The 18,930-nt window shown below is 73.1% G+C and carries 15 protein-coding genes; 5 read left to right on the forward strand and 10 right to left on the reverse strand.

Annotated elements, in window-relative coordinates; all coding sequences use genetic code 11:
• Positions 1-75: 75 nt before the first annotated feature.
• From QFZ82_RS25980 to QFZ82_RS26020, 9 genes are all read right to left on the reverse strand, one after another.
• The gene (locus tag QFZ82_RS25980; RefSeq protein WP_307715454.1) at positions 76-1,176 is read right to left on the reverse strand and encodes a glutamate ABC transporter substrate-binding protein; all 1,101 of its coding nucleotides are present in this window, start codon (positions 1,174-1,176) and stop codon (positions 76-78) included.
• Between the two features lie 11 nt (positions 1,177-1,187).
• Positions 1,188-2,576, reverse strand: a complete 1,389-nt coding sequence (locus tag QFZ82_RS25985; protein WP_373429326.1) for a hypothetical protein — start codon at positions 2,574-2,576, stop codon at positions 1,188-1,190.
• Between the two features lie 320 nt (positions 2,577-2,896).
• Entirely contained in the window at positions 2,897-3,868 is a 972-nt protein-coding gene (locus tag QFZ82_RS25990) for an N-acetylglucosamine kinase (protein ID WP_307715455.1), read from the reverse strand.
• Positions 3,869-3,960: 92 nt separating this feature from the next.
• The gene (locus QFZ82_RS25995) at positions 3,961-5,226 is read right to left on the reverse strand and encodes a 6-phospho-beta-glucosidase (protein ID WP_307715456.1); all 1,266 of its coding nucleotides are present in this window, start codon (positions 5,224-5,226) and stop codon (positions 3,961-3,963) included.
• Between the two features lie 3 nt (positions 5,227-5,229).
• The gene (locus QFZ82_RS26000) at positions 5,230-6,141 is read right to left on the reverse strand and encodes a carbohydrate ABC transporter permease (RefSeq protein ID WP_307715457.1); all 912 of its coding nucleotides are present in this window, start codon (positions 6,139-6,141) and stop codon (positions 5,230-5,232) included.
• 3 nt (positions 6,142-6,144) lie between these two features.
• A complete protein-coding gene (locus tag QFZ82_RS26005) occupies positions 6,145-7,098 on the reverse strand; it encodes a carbohydrate ABC transporter permease (RefSeq protein WP_307715458.1) in 954 nt (317 codons plus the stop codon).
• Positions 7,098-8,435, reverse strand: coding sequence for an ABC transporter substrate-binding protein (locus QFZ82_RS26010; protein ID WP_307715459.1), 1,338 nt, complete (start codon positions 8,433-8,435; stop codon positions 7,098-7,100). Before QFZ82_RS26010 ends, QFZ82_RS26005 begins: the two co-directional genes overlap by 1 nt.
• A gap of 76 nt (positions 8,436-8,511) precedes the next feature.
• Positions 8,512-9,714 (reverse strand): ROK family transcriptional regulator, encoded by a 1,203-nt coding sequence (locus QFZ82_RS26015; protein WP_307715460.1) that lies wholly within the window; start codon positions 9,712-9,714, stop codon positions 8,512-8,514.
• Positions 9,715-9,886: 172 nt separating this feature from the next.
• The gene (locus QFZ82_RS26020; protein ID WP_307715461.1) at positions 9,887-10,957 is read right to left on the reverse strand and encodes a mechanosensitive ion channel family protein; all 1,071 of its coding nucleotides are present in this window, start codon (positions 10,955-10,957) and stop codon (positions 9,887-9,889) included.
• A 258-nt stretch (positions 10,958-11,215) separates the two neighbouring features.
• On the opposite strand from QFZ82_RS26020, the gene QFZ82_RS26025 reads away from it, so the two are divergent.
• Entirely contained in the window at positions 11,216-11,752 is a 537-nt protein-coding gene (locus tag QFZ82_RS26025) for an HNH endonuclease (protein WP_177150873.1), read from the forward strand.
• Between the two features lie 102 nt (positions 11,753-11,854).
• Here QFZ82_RS26025 and QFZ82_RS26030 read toward each other — a convergent pair whose 3' ends face one another.
• On the reverse strand, positions 11,855-14,767 hold the full coding sequence (locus QFZ82_RS26030; protein WP_307715462.1) for a beta-N-acetylglucosaminidase domain-containing protein: 2,913 nt from the start codon (positions 14,765-14,767) through the stop codon (positions 11,855-11,857).
• A 295-nt stretch (positions 14,768-15,062) separates the two neighbouring features.
• Between QFZ82_RS26030 and QFZ82_RS26035 the strand changes: the two genes are divergently transcribed.
• The 4 genes from QFZ82_RS26035 to QFZ82_RS26050 all read left to right on the forward strand — a co-directional run bounded on the left by QFZ82_RS26035 (position 15,063) and on the right by QFZ82_RS26050 (position 18,905).
• Positions 15,063-15,332 (forward strand): hypothetical protein, encoded by a 270-nt coding sequence (locus tag QFZ82_RS26035; protein WP_307715463.1) that lies wholly within the window; start codon positions 15,063-15,065, stop codon positions 15,330-15,332.
• Positions 15,333-15,342: 10 nt separating this feature from the next.
• On the forward strand, positions 15,343-17,523 hold the full coding sequence (malQ, locus tag QFZ82_RS26040) for a 4-alpha-glucanotransferase (protein ID WP_307715464.1): 2,181 nt from the start codon (positions 15,343-15,345) through the stop codon (positions 17,521-17,523).
• Positions 17,524-17,546: 23 nt separating this feature from the next.
• The gene (locus tag QFZ82_RS26045; RefSeq protein WP_307715465.1) at positions 17,547-17,777 is read left to right on the forward strand and encodes a hypothetical protein; all 231 of its coding nucleotides are present in this window, start codon (positions 17,547-17,549) and stop codon (positions 17,775-17,777) included.
• A gap of 180 nt (positions 17,778-17,957) precedes the next feature.
• Positions 17,958-18,905 (forward strand): DMT family transporter, encoded by a 948-nt coding sequence (locus QFZ82_RS26050; RefSeq protein WP_307715466.1) that lies wholly within the window; start codon positions 17,958-17,960, stop codon positions 18,903-18,905.
• The last annotated feature ends 25 nt before the right edge of the window (positions 18,906-18,930 follow it).

The raw sequence follows: 18,930 nt of genomic DNA on the forward strand, positions 1-18,930 counted from the left end.
GTCCGTCCTGCCGTCGTGCCGTCGTGCCCGGCTCGCCCCCGGGGCCGCCGCCCGGCGGTCCTCACCGGCGCCGGCCTACTCCGCCCGGTACTTCGGCTCCGGCGGCGCCGTTATGCCGGGCAGATCGGCGGCCAGCCACTTGTTGTACGACTGCATCCAGGGTCCTCTGCGGTAGTCGACGAGCACCTGGTTCACCCGGCGCACGAGGTCGTCCTTGCCCAGCTTGGTGGCCACGCCGTAGTACTCGGTGGTGAACGGCTTGCCGCCCTTGAGCTCGACCGCCGGGTCCTGGGCGGCCTGGCCCGCCGCCAGGGCGTTGTCCGTGACGATCGCGTCGACCAGGCCCTGCTGGAGCCTGACGAGGCAGTCCAGCTGGTTCGGCACGGTGTACAGGTCCTCGTCGGCCGGCTGCCCGTCGTGCTCGTCCTGGAACGTGGCGCCGAAGCTGTTCTTCTCCAGCGCCTCGTACGCCGTCGAGCCCTCGGCCGAGCACACCCGCTTGCCCGCCAGGGACGTGTCGTACCCGGTGATCGGCGAGCTCTTCGGCGCGAGGACCTGTTGACCCGCCTGGAAGTACGCCGTGGAGAACGCGACCTGCTCGATCCGGGCGCAGTTGATCGTCATGGTGCGCACGACGATGTCCACCGCGCCGCTGTCGAGCGCGGCGATGCGCTGGTTGGTCGGGATCGCCCGGAAGATGACGGCGTCCTTGCTGCCGAGGATGTTCTCGGCGATGGCGCGGGCGAGGTCGATGTCGAAGCCCTCCAGGACGCCGCCGGTCCGATTGCCGGAGCCCTCGGAGCCGTCGCCCGCCGGACCGTCCGCGTCCTCCTGGTCGCCGCCCGGGTTGCGGTAGCCCCAGCGGTAGCTGTTCTGGTCGACGCCGACGATCAGCTTGCCCCGCTCCTTGATCGCGTCGATGTTCGGTCCGCCGGCCGTGGACGGGCGCAGCGACGCCTCCGGGTCCTTGCAGTCGTCCGCCTTGCCGGAGACCGCCATGCCCTGACCGGCGGGGTGCGGGCTGAGGGCGTCCGCGCCGCCATGGGCCAGCGGCAGCAGTGTGACGGCCGCGGTCAGCGCGCACGCGGCGGCCATGCCCGCGACACCGCCCCAGCCGCGCAGGCTGATCGGGCGCCGTGTGCGCCTCGGACGCGAGCCCGGGCTGGTGTCCGCCATCTCTCCCCCTCTCACCGGTACTCCGAAAGCCTGCGGTTGATACCCAGGATCGCGGCCACGGCCCCGAGCAGGGCCAGCAGCGCCGCTCCGGCCGGCAGCCCGCCGAGCGCCCCGCGCCCGTCCTCCGCGGCCTCGGTGAACTCCCGCTGCTCGTGCGCCAACGCCTTCTCCAGCGCCTTGTCCACCTGGTCGAACGACTCGTCCGTGGAGCCCTTGCCGCCGATGACCTTGTGCACCGCGCCGTCGTAGTCGCCCGCCCTGTCGGTGGCGGTCACGTCCTTGTGGCGGGTCTGCCACTGCGACACGCTCCGCACGGCGTCCTCGACCGGACCGCGCCCCTCGCCGTCGTCGGCCAGCCGCTGCGCACGGCCCAGTTGCTCGCCGAGCCGTGCCATGCCGCCTGCGTACTCCGTCTCGTACTTGTCGCTCTTGCCGTCGTCGGTCAGCACCGCGCCCCGGGCGACCAGCGTCAGGTTCTCGTTGGCCCGGGCCTTCAGGGAGTTGATGCGGGCGTCGCCCAGGACCTTGAGGGACTGCTGGCCGTGCGCCTTGGCGTCGTTCAGCTGGGCGCGGGCCACTGTGTGCCCGACCGCCAGCCACAGCAGCAGCACGGTGGACGCGGCGGTGGCGGCGAGGAGTCCGTGGTTGAAGACCCGGTTCGTGCGGCGGTAGTTGCGCCGCTGGGCCCACACCAGCACGGCCAGGGCGGCCGCACCGGTCGCGAGCGAGAGCACCGGCCAGAAGCGCGCGTCCTCGTCGTCCTGCTCCAGCCGCGCCGTCTCCGCGTCGTACAGTCGCTGGGCTGCGGGCAGGAGCTGCTTGGTCATCAGCTCGTTGGCGAAGCGCAGATACGCGCCGCCGAGCGGCCTGCCGAGCCTGTTGTTCGCGCGGGCGGTCTCTATCAGTCCCGTGTACCGCGGGAGCTGCTCGTTCAGCTCGGCGATCTGACGGCCCGACTCGCTCGAACTGTCGGTGTTCGTCGCGGCCTTGACCAGCAGCCGTGACGCGAGCGCGATGTCCTTCTCGTACCTCTGGTGGACGTCGCGGGGTTCCTCGGCGCCTGCCAGGAAGCCGCTGGACGCCGCCGTGTCCGCGTCGGCCAGCGAGCGGTAGATGGAGGCGGCGTCCGCGCTGAGCGGCTGGCTCCGGCTCACCACGTCGTCGGCGGAGGCGGCCCGGTCGGAGACCTCCAGGGCCGTCACCGCGCCGAACAGCACCACCAGGCCCGCGAGCACGGCCCCGATGATCTGCAGCCGCCCCGGCTCGGTCGTCGCCGCCGCCCGCAGCCGTCGCTTCCCCTCGGCCCAGGCGCCGCCGTGCGCCGGTCCTGCCGGAGGCCGTGCGGGCACGGGCGCCGCGGCCGGCCGGGGCGCGGTGCGCACATTCGGCGGGTGTGTCACGTGACCTCCCCCTCGGTCGCCGACGGCCCGCCCCCCGGCGGGTCCTGGGACAACTCCCGGCCAGCAGTATGGCCGCAGGGGACTGCTTCACACCACAATTGACTGGATCTTGTTCGACTCTTCGCGCCCCGGGCCCTCCGTCGGCGTCGTGCCAGGCCCGTCCCCCACCCTTGTCCCCCCAGTGAATACGCTTCCCGGCCCGGCCCGGTTCCCACCGAACGGGTGAACGTGCGGCCACCGGGCCGGGCCCACGGCCGAAAATGTGTGCGCCGCCCGTCCGGGCCAGGGGAGCGGACGGCGGTACATGCCCGCCGGGTGTCTCAACCTCCGTACCGGGCCCGCAGCGTGCGATGCGCCTCGGGCGGTGCGGCGACGTGGTCGAGTCCGAGCAGCGCCGCTCCCAGCACCGGCGCCGCCGTCACCACGCGCACCACTGCCTTGGGGGCCTTGACGGCCAGCAGTTCGGCGAGGTCCGCGTCCAGTTGGGGGTGCCGGGCCGCGAGCACGCTGCCGCCCAGCACCAGCGGCGCCTCCTCGTCCAGAAGGTCCAGCCGTCCCAGTGCCACCGCGGCCATGGCGACCACCTCCTCCGCGAGCCGGCGCACCAGACCGCGCGCCACCGGGTCGCCGTTCGCGCCGGCGGCGAACAGCAGCGGAGTCAGCTCGTGTTTGCGCACGGCCGCGATGCGGCCCAGGTGCAGCGCCTCGATCAGCGCGTACATGGAGTCGAGACCGAAGTGCGCGGGAAGCGTACGCGCCAGCGCCGTCGGCTCGCCCCGCCCGTCCTCGGCGCGCGCCGCGAACCACAGTGCCTCGTCGGCGAGTCCCGCCCCGCCGCCCCAGTCACCCGAGAGCTTCCCGATGGCCGGGAAGCGCGCTGTGCGGCCGTCCGGCAGCATCCCCACGCAGTTGATGCCCGCGCCGCACACCACGGCGACACCCCGCGGCTCGTCGACCCCGGCGCGCAGAACGGCGAAGGTGTCGTTGAGCACCTGCGTCGTACGCCCCCATCCGCGCTCGTGCAGGGCCGCCGTCAACTGCGCCTCCTCCACCGGCAGATCGGCGTTGGCGAGGCAGGCCGAGACGTGCTCGGCGGCGTCGATCGGCGTGCCGCGGGCCCGAGCGGTGGCGAGCGCCTCGCCGACCGTCGACGCGAGCGCGTCGACAGCCGCGGTGACGCCGACCCTCGGCGGCTGGAAGCCGGGCCCCCTGGCCGAGGCCAGGACGGACCCGTCGGTGCCGACGCAGGCGACGTCCGTCTTGCTGTTTCCCGCGTCGATGGCGAGGACCACGCCGCAGGGTGCACGGGAGCTCCCCCCGGCCGGTCCGGTGGACGGGGCCCCCGACGGGCCCGCGGGACCGGGGCGGCTCACGGGGATGCCGGTCATGCCCACGCCAGGTGCTCCCGGTTGTGCGCGATCAGCTGGTCGGTGAGCTTCTCCGCGTAGGCGTACTGGCCGATCAGCGGGTGCGCCAGCAGAGCCTTGAAGACCCGGTCGCGTCCGCCGCGCAGCGCGGCCTCCAACGCCAGGTCCTCGTACGCCGTCACATCGGCGATCAGCCCCGCGTACAGCGGATCGAGGTCCGGCACGGCCAGCGGTGCGGCGCCCTCCGTGCCGACGCGGGCCTGCACCTCGACGACGGCGTCGTCCGGCAGGAACGGCAGCGTGCCCTTGTTCCAGGTGTTCACCACCTGCACCGGGCTGCCCGCGCCGCCCAGCAGCGACGCGGCGAGGTCGACGGCGGCCTCGGAGTAGAAGGCGCCACCGCGCTTGGCGAGCAGCTCCGGCTTCTCGTCGAGGGCCGGGTCGCCGTACATCTCCAGCAGCCGGCGCTCCATCTCCGCGACCTCCGCCGCCCGCGACGGCTTGGTGCGCAGCTCCCGCACGACTTCGTCGTGGGCGTAGAAGTAGCGGAGGTAGTACGAGGGGACGACGCCGAGCCGGTCCAGCAGCGGGCGCGGCAGCCGCAGATCGTCGGCGATGGCGTCGCCGTGCTCGGCGAGCAGCTTGGGCAGCATGTCGGCGCCGTCGGGGCCGCCGAGGCGCACACCGGTCTCCCACGTGAGGTGGTTGAGCCCCACGTGGTCGAGGTGGACGCCGGCCGGGTCCACGTCGAGGAGCCTCGCGAACTTGCGCTGGAGCCCGATGGCGACGTTGCACAGGCCCACGGCGCGGTGACCGGCCTGGAGCAGAGCCCGCGTCACGATGCCGACCGGATTGGTGAAGTCGACGATCCACGCGCCGGGGCTGGCCCGGCGGACGCGCTCGGCGATGTCGAGCACCACCGGAACGGTGCGCAGCGCCTTGGCGAGGCCGCCCGCGCCCGTCGTCTCCTGGCCGACGCAGCCGCACTCCAGGGGCCAGGTCTCGTCCTGTTGGCGGGCGGCCTGGCCGCCGACGCGCAGCTGCAGCAGGACCGCGTCCGCGTCGGCGACGCCCGCGTCCAGGTCGGAGGTGGTGACGATGCGTCCGTCGTGGCCCTTTTTGGCGAAGATCCGTCGGGCCAGGCCACCGACGAGTTCGAGCCGGCCGGCGGCGGGGTCGATCAGCACCAGTTCGGAGACCGGCAGCGTGTCGCGCATCCGCGCGAAGCCGTCGATCAGCTCGGGGGTGTAGGTGGAACCGCCCCCCACAACAGCGAGTTTCATGGATCAGCCCTTTACTCCGGTCAGGGTGACGCCCTCGATGAAGGCCTTTTGTGCGAAGAAGAAGACCACGATCACCGGTGCCATGATCAGCACCGTGGCCGCCATGGTGAGGTTCCAGTCGGTCTGGTGGGCGCCCTTGAAGGACTCCAGGCCGTAGCTCAGGGTCCAGGCGGCCGGGTTCTCGGAGGCGTAGATCTGCGGTCCGAAGTAGTCGTTCCAGCAGAAGAAGAAGTGGAACAGCGCGGCCGCGGCGATCGCCGGCCTGGCCATCGGCAGCACCACGCGGACCATCGCGCGGAACTCCCCGCAGCCGTCGATCCTGGCCGCCTCGGTGTACTCGCGGGGAATCGTCAGCAGGAACTGCCGCAGCAGGAAGATCGTGAACGCGTTGCCGAAGGCGAACGGGACGATCAGCGGCCACAGCGTGCCCGCGAGATCCATCTGCTTCGCCCAGAACAGGTACATCGGCACGACGATCACCTGCGGCGGCAGCATCATCGCCGCGATCACCAGCATCATCATCACGTTGCGCCCGCGGAAGCGGAACCTGGCGAGCGCGTACGCCACCGGGAGGCTGCTGGCCACGGCGAGCACCGTGCCGAGCCCCGCGTACAGCAGTGTGTTGCGCCACCAGGTCAGGAACCCGGGGGTGTTCCACACGGTGGCGAAGTTGCCCCATTCCCAGGTGCGCGGCCACAGGTCCCGGGTCAGCGCCTGGTCGTCGCTCATCACGGCGGTCAGGAACACGAAGACGAACGGGAGCACGAAGAACAGCGCGGCGGCGATGCCGAGCGCGTGGACGGCGACCCATTCCAGAGCCGCCCTGCGGCGCGCGGTGCGCCGGGCCGCGGTGCCCCTCCGGGTCACGGCCGCCGGCGGGACGGGCGGGCGCACGGTTGTTGTCGTCCGGGTCATCGCTCAGTCCTCCGGCGACATGAAGCCGCTGCGCCGGCGCATCAGGAACGCCGTGAACACCATGGCCAGGGCGAACAGCACCAGCGCGACCACGCACGCCGCTCCGGTGTCGAAGCGCTGGAAGCCCAGGTTGTAGACGACCTGCGGGACGGTGAGCGTGGACTTGTCGGGGTAGCCGGGTTCGAAGTGCTGCCCGGAGCCGCCGATCACGCCGCTGGCGACCTTCGCGGCCACCAGGGGCTCGGTGTAGTACTGCATGGTCGCGATCACTCCGGTGATCACCGCGAAGAGCACGATCGGCGAGATGGTGGGCAGCGTCACGAAGCGGAAGCGCTGCCAGGCGCTCGCGCCGTCCAGCTCGGCCGCCTCGTACTGCTCCTTGGGCACGTCCAGCAGCGACGCCATGAAGAGGACCATCAGGTCGCCGATGCCCCACAGCGCGAGCAGCGTGAGCGAGGGCTTCGACCAGGCCGGGTCGGTGAACCACTCGGGCTGCCCGAGCCCGAGCGCGCCGAGGACGGTGTTGGCCGGGCCCGTGCCGGGGTTGAGCAGGAACACGAACGACATCGTCGCCGCGACCGGCGGGGCCAGGTAGGGCAGGTAGAACAGGGTGCGGAAGACTCCCGCGCCCGTTCTGATCCGGGTGACGAGCAGCCCGATGCCGAGCCCGAAGGCGACACGGAGCGTCACCATCACCAGGACGAGCCACAGGGTGTTGGCCAGGGCGGGCCACAGATGCGGGTTGTCCCGGAAGACGTACACCCAGTTCTTCAGGCCCACGAAGGCGGGCGGGGCGAACCCGTCGTACTCCATGAAGGAGAAGTAGACGGTCGCGATCAGCGGGTAGGCGAAGAAGACGCCGAACCCGACGAGCCAGGGGGACAGGAAGCCGAGGGTGCGCAGCGCGGAGCGGCGGCGCTTGGACCTCAGTCCCGGTGCGAGGTGGGCCGTGGTCATCAGCGGGCCTGCTCGTTGTCCTTGTCGACCTGGATGTCGTTCTTCTTCAGCAGGGCGTCCAGGTCCTTCTCGGTGCCCTTCTCGTACTTCTGGGCGTGGTCCTGGAGGGTGAGCAGGAAGGCGCCGCCGTTGACGGACGAGGGGGCGTGCGAGCTCTTGGGGTGCTGCGCGATGTCGACGAACGTGCGGTACAGAGGGTCGTCGCTCAGCTTCGGCGACTTCAGGGCCGCCACGGTGGAGGGCACGTTGTGGATGGCGTTGGCGAAGGAGACGACCGCGTCGGTGTCGGTGGACAGGTACTTCACGAGCTCCCACGCGGCGTTCTTGCGCGGGCTGTTGCTCGCGATGCCGAGGATCGTGCCGGAGAGATAGCCCTTGCCGTAGTCGGCCGCCTGGTCGTCCGGGACGGGGAAGGGCGCCGCGCCGATCTCGAAGGGGAGCTTCGCGTCGGAGGCCATCTTGCCGCGCCACTCGCCGTCGAGCTGCATGGCGACCTGGCCGGTGTGGAACGGGTGCTTGGGGCCCCACTCGTCCCCGAGCGCCGTGCGGAACCGGTTGAGCTTCGCGAAGCCGCCGAGGTCGTCCACGAGCTTCTTCTGCCAGGTCAGCATCGCCTTGACGGCCGGGTCCTTCGCCGTGTTCGACCTTCCGTCCGCGTCGGCGTACTGGATGCCGAACTGGCCGCCGTAGTGCTCGACCGTGGTCTCGTAGCCGAGGTACAGGGGCATGAAGCCGAGCCGTTCGAAGCCGTCGCCCCTGGGCCTGGTGAGCTTCTTGACCGCCGTGTCGAACTCGGACAGCGTCTTCGGCGGGGCCTTGATGCCGGCCTCCTCGAACGCGGTCCTGTTGTAGTAGAGGCCGTACGCGTCTCCCAGCAGCGGCACGGTGCAGCGGGTGCCGTCGTGCTCGGTGTACTCGGCCATCTGCGGCAGGAACGTCTTCCGCGGGTCGATCCCGGACTTGTCCAGGAACGGCTTCAGGTCGGTGAGCGCCTTGGAGGAGCAGAACCGCCCGACGTTGTCGGTGGTGAAGGACGAGACGACGTCCGGGGCGCTGGAACCGCCCGCGCGCAGGCCCTGGTTGAGCTTGTCGTCGGTGATGCCCTTGACGACCTCGACCGTGATGCCGGGGTGCTTGTCCTCGAAGGCCTTGATGTTGGCCTCGATCGCCGCGACCTCGCCGGGCGCGGACCAGCCGTGCCAGAAGGTCAGTGTGGTCTTCGCGTTCGGGTCGTCGGCGGCGCCGTTGCCGGCCGAGCCGGTACAGGCCGACGCGAGGAGCGATATCGCGGCCGCCGCCGCGAGCGCGGCGGCCGTGGTCCGGCGGTTTCTGGGCATGGCGGTGTCTCCCTGTGACGAGGACGGAGTCGACGAGGACGGAGTCGGGGGGAAGGGGAGAAGCGGAGACGAGGGATCAGCGGGAGGTGTCGAAGACCTCGTCGCGGGTCGTGGCCAGGGCGCTTTCCAGCGCGCCCCGCAGCACCGGGCTGCGGCGCACCGAGCCGAGCACCAGCCGGGGCCGGGAGGCCGCCAGTTCGGTGAGCTCGGCCTGGACGCGCTCGCGCAGCGGCTCCCCGCCCGCGACGATCGCCTCGCCGGACAGGACGACGAGCTCCGGGTCGAGCACGGCGACCATGGAGGCGAGGCCGGTCGCGAGCCCGGTCGCGTACGCGTTGAGCAGCTGCCGGTACGGCCCCGAGTCCGCCTCGGCGGCACGGGCGACCAGCGCGGTGGCGACCTTGGTGTGCGGGCCGCTGCCGACACCCTCGATGCCGAGCTCCCGCGCGAGCCGGGGCAGCGCCTGGGCGCCGGCCAGTTCCTGGAAGCCGCCGCTGTTCGCCTTGGTCACCTGGCGGACCAGCGGGGTCCCGGGCACGGGCAGGAAGCCGACCTCGCCGGCGCCCCCCGTGAAGCCGCGGTGCAGCCGGCCGCCGATGACGACGGCGGCGCCGAGGCCCTCCTCGTTCCACAGCAGGACGAAGTCCTCGTGGCCGTGGGCGGCGCCGCCGCGCTGCTCGGCGACGGCGACGAGGTTGACGTCGTTCTCGTACTCGACGGGCATCGGCAGCGCCGCGGCGAGTTCGTCCAGCAGGGTGGGGGAGTGCCAGCCGGGCAGGTGGGAGGCGTAGCGCAAGCGGCCCGTCGAGGGGTCGAAGGCGCCGGGCGTGCCGACGACCATGCGGTGGACGTCGGCGCGGGTGACGCCTGCGGCCTTGACGGCGCCGTCGAGCGCGTCGGTGACCTGCCGGACGACGCTCTCCGCGCGCCGCCCGGGGGTGGGCAGCTCGAACTCGCCGACGGTCGCGCCGGTGATGTCGGCGACGGCGGCGCGGATGCGCTGCGGGGTGACGTCGAGCCCGGCGGCGTAGGCGGCGCGGGCGTTGACGGCGTACAGCTGGGCGCTCGGGCCCGGCCGTCCCGCGGTGGTGCCGGTCGCGACGACGAGGCCCGCCGCCTCCAGCCGGGCCAGCAGCTGGGAGGCGGTGGGCTTGGACAGGCCGGTCAGCTTGCCGATCCGGGTACGGGAGAGGGGGCCGTGCTCCAGCAGCAGATCGAGTGCGGCACGGTCGTTCATGGCGCGCAGCACACGCGGGGTTCCGGGCGTCGTTCCGGCCACGACGTTGCACCTGCCCTTCGATCTGTACTGTTAGGAAACTTTCCTATTCTGTAGAGGAAAACTAGGCCGCCGCTCAGCGGATCGTCAATGGAAAACGCCCCCCGGGCAACCAAAGCGTTACCGAGGGGGCGCTGCGAACGGCGCGGCCGGGCGTCCGGGGCCCGGCGGGCGGCTACTTCGTCAGGTTGGCGGGCGGCGGGATCGGGGACGCGGCCAGCGACTGCGGCGACGTCGTCGACGCGTAGGCGGACGGCGCCGCCATGCCGGCGGACGGGTCGGCGGCCGCCTCCGTCGCCTGCTGCGGCAGACCGCCGACGATCCGGATGCCCGCGGCGTCGAAGGCCCGCTTGATCCGCCAGCGCAGCTCGCGCTCCACGCCGAACGACTTGCCCGGCATGGTCTTCGCCGACACGCGGAAGGTCATCGACTCCAGCAGCACCTCGGTCAGGCCCAGCACCTCGACCGGGCCCCAGAGCTGCTCGTTCCACGGCTCGTCCTTGGCGAGGTCGTCCGCCACCTCCCCGATCACGGCCTTGACCTGGTCCAGGTCCTCGGACGAGCGGACGGTGACGTCGACGCCGGCGGTCGCCCAGCCCTGGCTGAGGTTGCCGATCCGCTTGATCTCGCCGTTGCGGACGTACCAGATCTCGCCGTTGTCGCCGCGCAGCTTCGTGACGCGCAGGCCGACCTCGATCACCTCGCCGGAGGCCACGCCCGCGTCGACCGAGTCCCCGACGCCGTACTGGTCCTCCATGATCATGAAGACGCCGGAGAGGAAGTCGGTGACGAGGTTGCGCGCGCCGAAACCGATCGCAACACCGGCGACACCGGCGGAGGCGAGCAGCGGCGCGAGGTCGATCTTGAACGCCCCGAGGATCATCAGGAACGCGGTGCCGAGGATGACGAACGACGCGATCGAGCGGAGCACCGAGCCGATGGCCTCCGAGCGCTGCCGGCGCCGCTCCGCGTTGACCAGCAGACCGCCGAGCGTCGTGCCCTCCACCGCCTGCGCGGAGCGGTTCATCCGCTCGATCAGCTTGGTCAGGGCCCGGCGCACGAGCATGCGCAGGACCAGGGCCACGACGAGGATCAGCGCGATGCGCAGCCCGGTGTTCAGCCAGGTCGACCAGTTCTCCTCGACCCAGCCGGCGGCGTCGCCGGCCTGCTTGGCGGCCTCGTCGAGCGTGACGGGTGCGGGCGCGGGATCGGCGTCCGCGCGGACGGCGGACCAGAACGCGGTCACGGGGGAGAACCTCCAGGCGTGCGATGAGACCCAACCACCCTAACGGGGGACGAAGGCTGTCACCCCGTGGTCGGTCGGGGGAGAGACAAGGCTCACCCGGGGGAAGAAAAGGGGAGGAACGTCCCGAGGCCTGTGGCGGAAAACACCTCCAGCCCGTTACGCGCACGTGGTGGCGCCGGGACCGGCCATGAGGACAAACTGAAGACAGATCGTCCCGGCGCGAGCCACGCGCCGCCGGCGTACAAGGAGGCATCCACCGTGCCGCATGTCCTGGTCCTCAACGCGTCGTACGAGCCGCTCGGCGTCGTACCGCTCCGCCGCGCGCTCGTCCTCGTCCTGGAGAACAAGGCAACCTGCCTCGAGGAATCCGGCGCCTTCATGCACAGTGCGACCCGTGTCGTCGCCGCTCCCAGCGTGGTGCGGCTCAAACGGTTCGTGCGGGTCCCTTACCGGGGGCCCGTTCCTCTCACCCGCAAAGCGCTCTTCGCCCGCGACGGCGGGCGCTGTATGTACTGCGGTGGCGTCGCAACCAGCGTCGACCATGTCGTTCCGCGCAGTCGCGGGGGACAGCACGCCTGGGACAACGTGGTGGCCGCCTGCCGCCGCTGCAACCACGTCAAGGCCGACCGGCACCTGCGCGAACTGGGATGGCGCCTGCGCCACCAGCCCGCGCCGCCGAGCGGACTGGCCTGGCGCATCATCGGGACCGGACATAGGGACCCGCGCTGGCTGCCCTACCTGCAGCCGTACGGCGCGGACGACGCGATGGCCCGGATCGACGGCATTTCCGCCTGACGACCGCAGGCCATTTTTTGTGCCCCTCCCCGCGCGAGCGGGGAGGGCGCCGCACGCTCCCGCGCCGCCGGCCGCATGCCACTTTGCGGCCGTGCCCGCGCGTCACTCCGCGACCGCGTAGGTCTCCACCGAGAACAGCGAGTACCCGAACTCGGTGACCCGCTCGTCGCCCTGCACGCGGACGAAGCGAGTGTCCCTGGCGTCCATGCGGACCGCCTCGCGACCGCCCCTGCCGTCCGTGACCGTCGCCGCCGTGCGCCAGACCCGGCCGTCCGGCGAGACCTGGATGCGGTACCTCGTCGCGTACGCCTCCTGCCAGTGCAGCACCACCAGGCCCACCCGCTCCGGCCGCGGCAGCTCCAGCTGCCACCAGGCCGTCGGGCCGAGCGTCGACGACCAGCGGCTTCGCGGGTCGCCGTCGACGGCCGCCGCGGCCGGGTAGTTTGCGGTCTCGTCGCCGGACGAGGAGGCGCGCACGCCGGCGCCGCGCGCGAGGTCCGTGGTGCCCGTCCTCGGGAAGGCGCGCACCGTCAGCGTGCTCTCCTGCCCCGCGAAGGACAGCGGTACCCGGTACTCGCCCGCAGGCGTGTCCTCGGGGACCGTCACCTCCACCGGGACCGTGGTCCGCAGCCCGCGAGGCACCGTCGTCTCCTTGGGCACCTTCACCTCGATGCCCGCCGGCGCCTTCGCGGTGAGCGCGCCGCGCACCTCACCGGGCCGCTGCGCCGTCAGGCGCACCCCGGCACGCTGCGGAGCACCGCCGATCTCGGCGCTGGTCTGGGTGCGGACGAGGTCGAGCCCCGCCGCGGGCTCGTCCGCGAACCACGGCACCACCGAACGGACCGGGACCGGCTCGTCCCCGTCCGGCGACACCCGCAGCGCGTCGACCTTCACGCCCCTGGCGTCCGTCTGCGTCCAGCCCCCGGCCGACAGCGGCCCCAGCACGCGCCAGCCCTCGCCGGGCACGTGCACCTCGAGACGCCCGCGCGGGGAGGCGGTGGGCCGGGTCATCGCCGTGACCGCCGTCAGCGGACGCGGCCGCCCCAGCCGGACGGTGTCCTCGCCCCCCCGGACCCGGTCGGCGCCCGTCCACGCCCGCGACTCCTTCACCACGCGGTCGAGGAACGGGCCGAGCACGCCCTTGCCGACCGTGGCCCGGCTCGCCCGCAGTTCCTTCTGCCGCGCCTCCAGGTCGAGAGACGCCCGCCAGGCTGCCTGCCCGTCCCCACGCGCCTGTGCCTGCAGCATGTCGACCGCCAGCTCGCCGGCCCGGCCGTAGCGGGCCAACTGGTCCAGCCACGGCCGCACTTCGCCGGCCAGCCGCCCGTCGGCCGTGTGCTCGAGCCGCTCGGGCGCGAGGCGCATCCCCGTGAACGCCGAACGCAGCGCCGCCGCCGCCCGGTCCCGCGCCTTGGCGTCCGTCGTGGCGCGGGAGCTCCAGAACGCGTCCATCAGCGGCCGCAGGTACGCCGACTCGCTCTCGGGGCTGAGGATCGACGACGAGTCGTTCCCGGCCAGGACCGCCAGCGCCTCCCGCGTGCGCGGGTCGCCGCCCGCGAGGTCGTCCAGCGCGGCCTGCCAGGACTGCTCGGGGCGGTAGCCCTTGGGGTTCCAGGCGTAGTCGGCCGCGGTGAACAGGGGGATGCGGGAGGCGGACGCCTGCTCCATCGCGTTGGCCAGCAGAGCCGCCGAGCCGGTCGCGACCGCCGGCTCCCGGCCGGTGTACGGGCCGAGGAACAGCCGGTCCTGCGCGTAGTCGTTGACCGGGTAGTTGTCCATCGTGACCAGTGGATGGTCGAACGCGTCCCGCGCGCCCGCCAGTTCACGTCCCGTGATCGTGCGCGGCACGACGCCGACACCGGTCCACGCCACACGCACCGCCCCGTCGAGCTCCCTCGCGAGCGCCGTGCGGTACTCCGTGGCCCCCTCCTGGTAGAACTCGGTCGGCATCACCGACAGCGCCTCGGCGCCCGGGTGGCGGTCGGCCAGGTGCCGCGAGACGGCGTCCGCGACCCGTGCCTGGGCCTTCGCCGCGGCCTCGGGACCCGAGCCGTACGCCTCCGCGTCCTTGTCGCAGTGCCATTCGCTGTAGCTCACGTCCTGGAACTGCAGCTGGAAGGCGCGCACCCCCAGCGCCCACATCGCGTCGATCTTGCGGGTCAGCGCCCGTACGTCCCCGTCGTCGGCCAGGCACATGGACTGCGCGGGCGCGACGGCCCAGGCGAGGGTGACGTGGTTGCGGCGCGCCCGTTCGGCCAGTTCGCGGAACTCGGCGCGCTGGGCCGCCGGGTACGGCTCGCGCCACATCGACTGCCGGTAGGGGTCGTCACCGGCGGCGTACAGGTAGCGGTTCTGCTTGGTGCGCCCCATGAAGTCGAGCTGCGCGAGCCGCTGTTCGTGCGACCAGGGCTCACCGTAGAAGCCCTCCGTCGTGCCCCGCACGGCCGTTCCGGGCCAGTCGCGCACGACGACGCCCGCGACGCGGCCGTCCGTCACGAGCTGCCGCAGCGTCTGCACCCCGTGGAACAGGCCGTCGCCGCCCACGCCGTCGAGCGCGACCGTGTCGCGTCCGCCGGTGCGGCCGGCCGCCAGACGGTAGCCGCCCGCCGGGAGGTCGGCGCGCTCCGCCGCGCGCAGGGCGCGCAGCGCCTCGTGCGCGCCCGCGCCTCCGATCCGGAACACCGGCCCGCGGCCGGGCAGCGCGGTGTGCACGGTCCGTACGCCGGCCTCGCGCAGCAGGTCCTTCAGCAGCCCGACCGCGTGCGGGTCGGCGGCCGGGTCCGCGACGACGGTCGCCTCGTCGCCGAGCGGGACCGCGCCGCCCGTCGTACGCAGCGACTGGGGGCGCGGCCACACGGAGGGCGCCGCCGCGGCGCCCTCGGGGTCCTGCGCGGAGCCCGCCGGTGCGCCGGGGTCCGCGGGGGCCGCGACGGCCCCCGGCGCCCCGCCCAGCAGGCCGCCGATGACGGCGACGGCGACGGCCGCCGCTGTACGTCTTCCGCCCCCGAGCCGCACGCCGGTCTCCCCTCGTTCTCCCCTGCCGTTCCGGTCGGTTCGAGCCCACCACCCCCACCGCGAGAGTGTCAATGCGCCTGGCCGTTGTGTGCCTTTTGCCTGGCGTGGCGGACGATCGGGGCGAGTCCGCAGACCTCCGGAGCGGATCGGCGCGTCGCCGTGGCCGACCGACGGAAGGGCAACACCATGTGACCCGGAACACGTTGGCCGATCGTTTACGTCTGCGGTCGTGCCCACGGGGTAGGGCTGCTGTGACCCGTTCACGACCGTTCACGCCCGCTTGGAGTGATTTACCGTGGCCGCATCCGCGCACCTGCTGCTCTCCGCCTTGTCCAAACAGGTCCCGGCGCAGCCGGCGCATGCCCCGGCAGGCTGCCCGCTCACACACGAGGCACAGCTCACCGGCGAGCCCCCGCTCGCCCACGACGTGCCGCTCACGAGCGAGCCCCCGCTCGCTCACGCCGCCCCTCTCACCAGCGAGCCCCCGCTCGCCGACATCGCGCCCCTGACGAGCGAGCCGACCGCCCACGGCACGGCGGGCGGCGCCGAGTCACCGGGGGTCTGAAGGAGTCCGCATGGGCCTTGCCCGGCTCGCCGCGCTGCACGGAGTCGCCACCGCCTTCCAGCCCTCCGAGGGCGTGACCGTGGCGGTCCCCGACACCACCGTCGTCGCCGTCCTCGCCGCGCTCGGCATCGACGCGTCCACCCCGCGGGCGGTCAGCGCCGCCCTGGACCGTGCGGAGCGCGCCGCGGCGGCGCGGCTGCTGCCGCAGACGGTCGTCGTCTGGCAGGACGGCGCGCGGACGCAGCCGCCGTCCGCGCTCGGTGACCTGCCCGGCGGCACCCGGCTGCGCGTCGAGACGGAGGACGGCGGGGAGGTCGTCCCCGGGACGGGACGGCCCGGCGGCTGGGACCGGATGCCCCACGGCGTGCACCGGCTCTGCGCCGAGACCCCCGACGGCCGCACCGCCGCCGCCACTCTCGTCGTCGCGCCCCGTGAGGCGCCGCGGCCCGAGGGCCGGTCGTACGGCTTCCTGGTGCAGCTGTACTCCCTGCTGTCCGCGCGGTCCTGGGGCATGGGGGATCTGGGAGACCTCGCCGAGCTCGCCTCCTGGTCCGGCCGCGCGCTGGGCGCGTCCTTCGTCCAGGTGAATCCGCTGCACGCCTCGGTGCCGGGCGCCCCCGCCGACCCCTCCCCGTACCGCCCCTCGTCGCGCCGCTTCCCCGACCCCGTCCATCTGCGTGTCGAGGACGTCCCCGAGTACGCGTACGCGGACCCCGCGCGGCGCGCGCGGCTGGAGGAGCTGCGGGACAAGGGTGCCGAGCTGCGTGAATCCGTCCTCGCCAAGGGCGCCCTGATCGACCGGGACGCCGTGTGGGAGCTGAAGCGCGAGGCACTGGAGATCCTGCACACCGTTCCGCTCGGGCCCGGCCGCCACGCCGCCTACTGCGCCTTCCTCGCCGAGCAGGGCCGGGCCCTGGAGGACCACGCGACCTGGTGCGCGCTCACCGAGGTGCACGGCTCCGCGTGGCACAGCTGGCCGGCCGCGCTGCGCGACCCCCGTTCCCCCGAGACCGCGCGGGCGAGGAGCGAGCTGATGGACCGGGTCGACTTCCACAGCCGCCTCGTGTGGCTGACCGACACACAGCTGGCCGCCGCGGGCCGGGCGGCGCGCGAGGCGGGCATGGGCGTCGGCGTCGTGCACGACCTGGCCGTCGGAGTGCACCCCGGCGGCTCCGACGCGTGGGCCCTGCAGGACGTCTTCGCCGCGGGGATGTCGGTCGGCGCCCCGCCCGACGCGTTCAACGCCCGCGGCCAGGACTGGGGCCTGCCGCCCTGGCGCCCCGACGCGCTGGCCGCCACCGGGTTCGCGCCGTACCGCGGTCTGCTGCGGGGCATCCTGCGCAACGCGGGCGCGCTGCGCATCGACCATGTGATGGGCCTTTTCCGGCTGTGGTGGGTGCCGCAGGGCGCCCCGCCCACCGAGGGCACGTACGTCCGCTACGACGCCGAGGCGATGCTGGCGGTCCTCGTTCTGGAGGCCCACCGCGCGGGCGCCGTCGTCGTGGGGGAGGACCTGGGCACGGTCGAGCCGGGCGTGCGGGAGGTGCTCGCGGACCGTGGCGTGCTGGGCACCTCCGTGCTCTGGTTCGAGCGGGACTGGGCGGGCGACGGCTTGCCGCTGCCGCCGGAGCGGTGGCGGGAGGGATGCGTCGCCACCGCCACCACCCACGATCTGCCGTCCACGGCGGCCCGGCTCGGCGGCAGTCACGTGGAGCTGCGCCACCGGCTCGGGCTGCTGACCCACGGCCTGGAGCAGGAGCGGACCGAGGACGCGGCCGATGTGCGGGAGTGGCTGGGCCGGCTGGAGAGCCTCGGCCTGCTGCCCGAGGGCGCGGGCGACGAGGAGGCCGGCATCCGGGCGGTCTACCGCTTCCTGCTGCGCACGCCGGCGCGCATGGTCGGGGTGTGGCTGCCGGACGCGGTCGGCGACCTCCGCCCGCAGAACCTGCCGGGCACGTGGGACGAGTACCCGAACTGGCGCCTTCCCGTCGCGGACGGCGAGGGCCGGCCGGCGTCCCTGGAGGACCTCGCCGCCTCGCCCCGCCTGCACCGGCTGATGACGGTCTTCGCACCTCCGGAGAACGGCGACGCCCCGCGTACGGCGCCCCCGCCGACCGGCTCGGGGTCGCGTACGGCGCCCCCGCCGACCGGCTCCCGGTCCCGTACGGCACCCCCGGGCGCGCGGTCCTGAAAGGCGTTCGCTACGTTGGCACCGTGGACAAGAAGAACGCCTTGCGCGCCGGCGCCGTCGCAGCCGGTACGACGCTGATGATGCTGCTGATGTCGTCCCCCGCGCTTGCGCTCACCCCGGACGACGGCGACGACCCGGGTCCGGGCCTGAGCGTGGCCGAGACCCTCGGCCTGTATGTCGTGGCGCCGATCGCCCTGTTCGTGGTGATCGCCGGTCTGGTGATGGTGTTCGACAAGTCCAGGAAGCAGAGCTGACTCCGCGCTGAACGCAGCTTTCGAGGCGCCCCGGACGCTGACGCGTCCGGGGCGCCTTTGTCGTGCCGGGGCCGATCGTTCAGATCTGCTGAAAAGAATCGTCGTAAGTATTCGATGGACCTGACGAGTCTTCCCGCGCGACGGTGGACGCACCGGCCCACCCCGACAGGAAGGCACAGGATGCCCGTGACGGCCCCGGAGCACGTTCGCACCACCGGGAGGACGACCGCCGCGCGATGGGCGCGGCGTGGAGCGGCGCCGGGGCTGCTGTTCGCGGCGGTGGCGACCGTCGTCTGGTCCGGCAGCTTCGTCACCTCACGGGCCCTGCACGACTCCGTGCCGCCGGTGCAGGCCGCCTTCTGGCGCTGGATGGTGGCCGTCGTCGCGGTGGCGCCCTTCGCGGTGCGCGCCGCCTGGCGGCAGCGCGCGCTGATCCGCCGCCATCCGCGCTTCCTGCTCGCCGCCTCCCTGCTCGGCGTCACCGTCTACAACACCCTCGTCAATCAGGCCGGACTCACCACGTCCGCCGGCAACATGGGCATGATCATGGCCGCCTCGCCCGTGGTGATGGCGCTGTACGAGAGGCTGGGCGGGACACGGCTCGGCGCGCGCCGCACCACGGGGATGCTGGTCGCCTGCGGGGGTGTGCTGCTGCTCGTCGGTGACGGCTCCCTGTCGGCGGACTTCTCCGCCGGAGACCTGTGGATGTTCACCGCGGCGCTCAGCTTCGCCTCGTACAGCGCGCTGCTGCGACGGCGTCCCGCCGGGATCGACGGGCTGGTCCTGCTCTTCGTCACCTTCGTGCTGGGCGTGCTGCTGCTCGCGCCCGTCTTCGCCGTCAGTCTCGCCCTCCAGGGCGGCTTCGCCCCGACGGCGGGAACGGTGGGTCCGCTGGTGTACGTCGGCGTCTTCTCCTCGGCGGTCGCCTTCTTCGCCTGGAACCGCGCCGTCGCCCTGATCGGCGCCGCCCGCGCGGGAGCTGTCTACTACCTGCAGCCCGTGTGCGTGGCACTGCTGTCGTACGCCGTGCTGGGCGAGTCGATGGGGCCGGCGCAGTTCGTGAGCATGGGGCTGATCCTCGGCGGAGTGATGCTCGCGGCGGCGAGAGGCGCGACGGCCGCCACGTGACCGCCGGGGAAAGGGCCGTGCCGCA

Origin of the sequence: Streptomyces sp. V4I23 (genome assembly GCF_030817975.1) — a bacterium.
Taxonomy (GTDB): domain Bacteria; phylum Actinomycetota; class Actinomycetes; order Streptomycetales; family Streptomycetaceae; genus Streptomyces.